We start from the raw sequence: 5,329 nt of genomic DNA on the forward strand, positions 1-5,329 counted from the left end.
GTGCGGCTCCCCGCCCCGCCCGCGCCCCCGCGCGTGACCGGGGCACCGGCGGGCCGCTACCGCGACCGCCGGCCGCGTCGAGAGTCCTGACGACATCCACCCCGGCAACCCCGCCGGGACGTGAGGATGGAGGCGTGACCGACGAAGGAGCGGGCGACGGCACCACGCCGGGCGGCGCCGTGGGTGACGGCGCTGTGGGCGACGGCACCATGCGGGACGGAACAGCACGGGAGCGGTCCGGCGGGCGGAGCGCAGCCGTGCCGGGCTTCCTCCCGAGCACCCACGCCTTCGGCTTCACCAACTCCTTCCCCCGCCAGCCCGTCCTGCGGATCCCGGTCGTGGGCCTCGGCACGGTGCCGATCGGAGACGCCAGCCGTGGCCTGTGCGGCGGGATGATCTACGCCGTCCGCGACATGTTCGAGTTCGGCGTAGCGCCTCCGGAGATCACCAGCCCACCGGCCGCCGGGACGGCCCTCTACCGCTACATCGTGCGCCGGCTCTTCGACAGCTTCGACATCCCGCGCGGGGTCTACCGCTACTACCGCCTGACCAGCGCGGCCGACACCGACCTGCCTCGCGGCCCGCTGACCCGCCCCGGCGTCGGGCGGATCAGCGTCGACCGGGAATGGCCGCGGATCCGCCTCGACCTGGATCGCGGTCTGCTCTGCCCGCTCGGCGTCATCACCGTCCACTCGGCCGACCCGCTGCGCCTCGGCCTCAATCACCAGGTCCTCGCCTACGCGTACGAGCAGCGCGGAAACCGGGTCAGGCTGCGGGTCTACGACCCGAACACACCCCGGGCGAGATCCGACGACGTCACACTGTCATTCGACATCACGCCGCCGCTCGAAGTCCCGTTCCCCCGCCCGGCGGCACCGCCGCACGGGACCACTCCGGGCATTCCGGCCACATCGGCCGCGCCGGTGGCCATCGAACACACGATCTCGATCGGCGGACGTCCGGTACGCGCGTTCTTCCGGTCGCGCTACCGCCGGGTCGACCCACGCCCCGCGCTCAGTCTGCCCTCAGGGCCCGCGGTTGCCCCGCCAAAGCCTCCGCCGGCATGATCGACGTCGCGTCCTCCGACCAGCGGTCGACGGCACGCGTTTGTCGGCGGAGCGGACGATCCCCTATGCTTGCCCTGTTCTGAAGCCCGGTGTTGTGGTGGATCATCCGCTGCCGCATCTCCGGTTCGCTGCCCCCATCGTCTAGCGGCCCAGGACGTCGCCCTTTCAAGGCGGTAGCACGGGTTCGAATCCCGTTGGGGGCACCAGAGAGTAGTAGATCGACTACCAAAAGTAAATATTTGGCGTGGTTGACGGAATCTAGGTAACGATACGAGGTCCACCAGCGTTTTTCGCCGCGCTCCGTGACTGTTCGTTCCTCTAACCCTGCTGCCGAGCATCACCACCCACCGACACACAAACCGGACTTCGACAGATCCCGGTCGGCTGGACAGGTGCAGCGCACCGTGCGGTTCAGTGACGGCTGTGGTCGGGGATCGCGGCGCCCTATCCTGTCCGGATGCGGGAATCCACGGCAAGTCACGAACGTCCAGCACGCGACTTCGAGCTGATCTGCGAAATCGAACCACCGACCCGACCCGACCTGACCCACGCCCGCCATCAGATCGGCGTCCTGAGCCCCGTCACCGACGCGTTCCTGATCCCCGACAACCACATCGGACGAGCGACCGTGTCGAGCATCGCCGTCGCCCACGAGGTGCAGACGATGGGAGGACGCAGCATCGCCTGCGTGAACTCCCGCGACCGTAACCTGCTCGGCTTCCGCCGCGACCTGCTCACCGCAGCGGCCTACGGCGTCGAGGAGTTCCTGTTCGTCCACGGCGACAAACCCACCGCCGGGAACCGGACCAGCGACCTGACCGTGCGCGCGATGATCGACGAGGCCCGCGCGGCCAGCGAGGATCCGGTCTTCGCCGACATGCCGGCGTTCCGGGTCGGAGCCGCCGCCGGTGTGCGGCCACTGCCCACATGGAAACGAGCGGCCGACTTCCTGTTCGTACAAGTCAGCTACTCGGTAGACGCTCTACTGCGCTGGCGCGACGCCCACCCGGTCGAACTGCCGGTCTACGCCGGCGTGATGGTCCTCGCGAGCGCCGGGATGGCCCGCCGCCTCGCCGCAACGATTCCCGACATCGACATCCCCGACGACCTTGTCCACGCGGTCGAACGAGACCGGACCGCCGGGGTCGAAACAGCCTGCGACCAGGTGCTACAGCTACGCGACAGCGGCGCCTTCGCCGGTGTGCACCTCGTACCGGTCAGCCGCTACCGCCAGGTCGCCACCCGACTCGAAGATCTTCTCTGACCCCCCCGGGCCTCCGGAGAGATCGTCCTTGGCGTTCACTCCTCCGAGATGCGAGCTCCACGCCGGCCGGTGCGGGGCTCGCTTACATCCTCCCCGTCACGTGAGGATCGACGGACGCGTCGACAGCCTCGACCCCCGATGGTTGAGGCGATGCATGGCGGTCAGCGCATGGTGCCATGCTTGCGACGAGCTCCACGCAGAGCGGCCGGGGCGTGACATCGGAGCGACCGACAAACGGCGCGGGCCTTCTACGCCCGAAGGTCACGGCATGGGTCCGATCTATCCGTTCCATGACCGGCTACAGTGCGCTACCGGAAAAGTCTTTGGCGACACGGGCTGGTGAGGCGTCGGCATCGCCCAGGCGATGACCAAGGTCCGCCGACATGGGCGCGCATTGTGTGCGCGGATACTCCGGTACGCCGCGACACTCGCCGGCACTACCCGACAGCGAAAATGCCCTGACCGGGATTTAACGGCACTGCGCGGCATATGCCAGTACATTTCGATACGTAGTGTTTCGTCTTGTAATCGAGTGGACGAAGGTTCGAGCTCACCAGCCGGTTCCAGAGAGACGGCCCTGGCTCGGAGTCTTGGTGATGCTCGTGGCGCGTCGGTCCGTGGCAGGCTGTTGTCGGCGCATCATGGACACTGACCCCTTGCGGTCATCCTGGGATGCGGGTGAGGGCGCAGATGATCATCGTCTACGTCGAGCTTGTGGTCGTGGAAGCTGCGGGGTTCGCTGGTGCTGATCTTCTGGGTCCTGATGCGGTCGGCGAGGGTGTGGGCGGGGGCGGCGCCGAAGGTGTCGGGATGGCTGAAGACGTGCAGGCCGCGGGTGGCCATCTCGCCGCGGGTAGCGGACCGGTCGTGGTCGAACATGTTGATCAGGGTGCGCAGGAGCAGGTCGAGGTCCTTTGCGGTGACGCCGGTCTGGATGCCGCGGGGGGCGGAGTAGTGCAGGTGGGCCCGATACAGGCCGTAGGGGACGGTCCACTTGCCGCCCATCTCGGTGTGCTTGCCTTTGTCGATGTCGGCCTGATGACTCGGGTGATGGTGTGGTCGACGGGACGACGGGGGTCGATGGAACGGGCCATGCCGTTCTGGAGCGATCCGCGGATCTGTCCGAGCGAGCGGGTCTTGCCGGTGGACAGGACGGCGCCGAACAGGCGGACGTCGACGTAGCGGTTGGCGAGGTCTGCCTCCGGCGAGGACCATGCCTTTCAAGATCACGACGTGAGCGGCGAGCATGACTGTCACCGATCGCTCGGCACCGCGCGGGCCTTCTTCGTCGACCGGGTTGGCATCGACCCCGCCGACGGGACTTCAGAGGCACGGACCGGCAGTTCCCAACCGCGCTGGCCCGCACATCATCCGGCCGCGGATTGGCACCACACGACATCTACCGCGGAGGGCATCCGCAGCTGCGGTTAGACCGGATTTGGCCGCCATCGGTTTGGGATTGGCCTCGCGGGACGACCACGACACGCCATATGCCCGTGCGGCCTGACACCTCGGGAGGCGCGTGGCTCGGGTCCGCGTCGCTGCGTAAGGATTTCCCTCGTACGAATCGAACCCGATCTCTCCCATGTCCCAAGGAGGCTCCCTTGACCGACACGAACACTTACGCGTACGTCGACGCTGACACCCTCGACGTCCGGATCATCCGTGGTGAGGCTGACACGGAAGGCACCATCGTCGGCCGCCTCGACGCCGCCGGCCTCCCCGCCCTCAGCGAGGCCGCCGACACGCTGCTCGCGACCCTCGACGTCCGCCCCGTCAGCGACTGGCGCGATGTTGAGGGTGGCCTGTTCGCCGTCGTCGAGGAGACCGCGGCGGTGCCGACGGCCGGCTGACCGGCGACCACGAGCGCCCCGGTCTGGGCCAGGCCGGGGTTTCTCTTTGCCCGGATAAGACGGTGGGGGCGGCGCGCGCGATCAGGCGGCGAGCGGGATTCTTCCACCTGGTAGGAGATGGGAAGTCGTGGACCACCCGTCCACCGACGCGCTCCTAATCGGCGGCCGGCTCTTCAGGCACTCGGCCCCGTCACCTGCGGCGCGGCCGCCGCCGAGGCGGCCAACCAGGTGCGGGCCGACCTCTTCCTGCTGGGCGTCACCGGCGTGCACTGCGAGGCCGGGCTGACCACCGGCGACGCCGACGAGGCGGCGATGAAACGCACCCTCGCCCGGCAGACCGCCGACACCTACGTGCTGGCGCTAGCCAGCAGCGAGAAGATCGGCACCGCATCGCCGTTCACCGTGCTGCCGGTCGCGTCGGTGAGCGGCCTCATCACCGACGCCACCGACGACCGCCCGGTCATCGCCGAGCTGCTTAAACAGGAACGACGATCCTGAAAGCTCGCTGACCGGTCCCGTCGGGCCGCCCACCCGTTCGACATTCGTGGAGCCGTTCCGAGGTCAGCGCTGCCGACGGCATCCCGCGGTACTCGGTCGTCACCACTGCGCGAACCCGCGAGTCGGAGTTCGTGCTGCGGGACTTCGACGTGATCGACAAGAGTGGCATGCGGGTGGCGGACGTGGCCGTCGAACGTCCGACCGTCCTGGCGGTCGGAACCGACGCCGACCGACCGGCCGACCAGTTCCGCGCAGGGGCCGCGCTCGGACGGCTGGTCCTGAGTGCGACGTCGCGTGGTGCTGCCGCCTCCCCGCTCGGCCAGGTCGTCGATGTCAGCTCGGCCCGTACCCTTGCCACGGTTCCCCTGGTCGGGCCCACGCCCGCCAGGGGACCCTCCCCGCGGCGCCGAGTCTGGTCCGTGCCTGGGAGATCGCCCCGGCATTCGTGGGCTACGGCGACCTCTCATCCAGGGTGGACGGCTACGGCTGGATCCACAGTTTCTCGGGCAGCAGGGAACCGAGGCCGTACTGCGCGAGGCCGCCGACGTTCTTGCCCGAGATGGCGCCGAGCCCCCCACGCGCGATGAAGAACATCGGGGTCAGTTCGGTCAACCGTTCCTGCACGGTGTCGTAGGCCGCCTTGCGCT

General features: G+C 68.7%; 3 protein-coding genes, 1 tRNA gene and 3 pseudogenes. 5 read left to right on the top strand and 2 right to left on the bottom strand.

From position 1 onward, the window contains the following. Positions 1–209 precede the first annotated feature (209 nt). From FMEAI12_RS32660 to FMEAI12_RS32670, 3 genes are all read left to right on the top strand, one after another. A complete protein-coding gene (locus tag FMEAI12_RS32660; RefSeq protein ID WP_112109022.1) occupies positions 210–1,067 on the top strand; it encodes a hypothetical protein in 858 nt (285 codons plus the stop codon). A gap of 130 nt (positions 1,068–1,197) precedes the next feature. After that, positions 1,198–1,273, top strand: a tRNA-Glu gene (locus FMEAI12_RS32665). A gap of 251 nt (positions 1,274–1,524) precedes the next feature. Next, a complete protein-coding gene (locus FMEAI12_RS32670) occupies positions 1,525–2,331 on the top strand; it encodes a methylenetetrahydrofolate reductase (protein WP_112109020.1) in 807 nt (268 codons plus the stop codon). Positions 2,332–2,970: 639 nt separating this feature from the next. Here FMEAI12_RS32670 and FMEAI12_RS32675 read toward each other — a convergent pair. After that, a pseudogene (locus FMEAI12_RS32675) lies at positions 2,971–3,497 on the bottom strand (type I CRISPR-associated protein Cas7). A gap of 438 nt (positions 3,498–3,935) precedes the next feature. Between FMEAI12_RS32675 and FMEAI12_RS32680 the strand changes: the two are divergent. Then, entirely contained in the window at positions 3,936–4,184 is a 249-nt protein-coding gene (locus tag FMEAI12_RS32680) for a hypothetical protein (protein WP_112109021.1), read from the top strand. 154 nt (positions 4,185–4,338) lie between these two features. Further along, positions 4,339–4,693 (top strand): annotated as a pseudogene (locus FMEAI12_RS32685) (DNA-binding transcriptional regulator); the annotation flags it as partial. A 469-nt stretch (positions 4,694–5,162) separates the two neighbouring features. Here FMEAI12_RS32685 and FMEAI12_RS32690 read toward each other — a convergent pair. Continuing rightward, positions 5,163–5,329: pseudogene (locus FMEAI12_RS32690) on the bottom strand (ABC transporter substrate-binding protein); the annotation flags it as partial.

The organism is Parafrankia sp. Ea1.12 (assembly GCF_900465275.1).
Classification (GTDB): Bacteria; Actinomycetota; Actinomycetes; order Frankiales; family Frankiaceae; genus Parafrankia; species Parafrankia soli.

Bases quoted from the DNA above. Each gene is read 5' to 3' on its own strand.
- FMEAI12_RS32670 (WP_112109020.1), top strand. From the start codon at position 1,525: ATGCGGGAATCCACGGCAAGTCACGAACGTCCAGCACGCGACTTCGAG.
- FMEAI12_RS32660 (WP_112109022.1), top strand. From the start codon at position 210: ATGCGGGACGGAACAGCACGGGAGCGGTCCGGCGGGCGGAGCGCAGCC.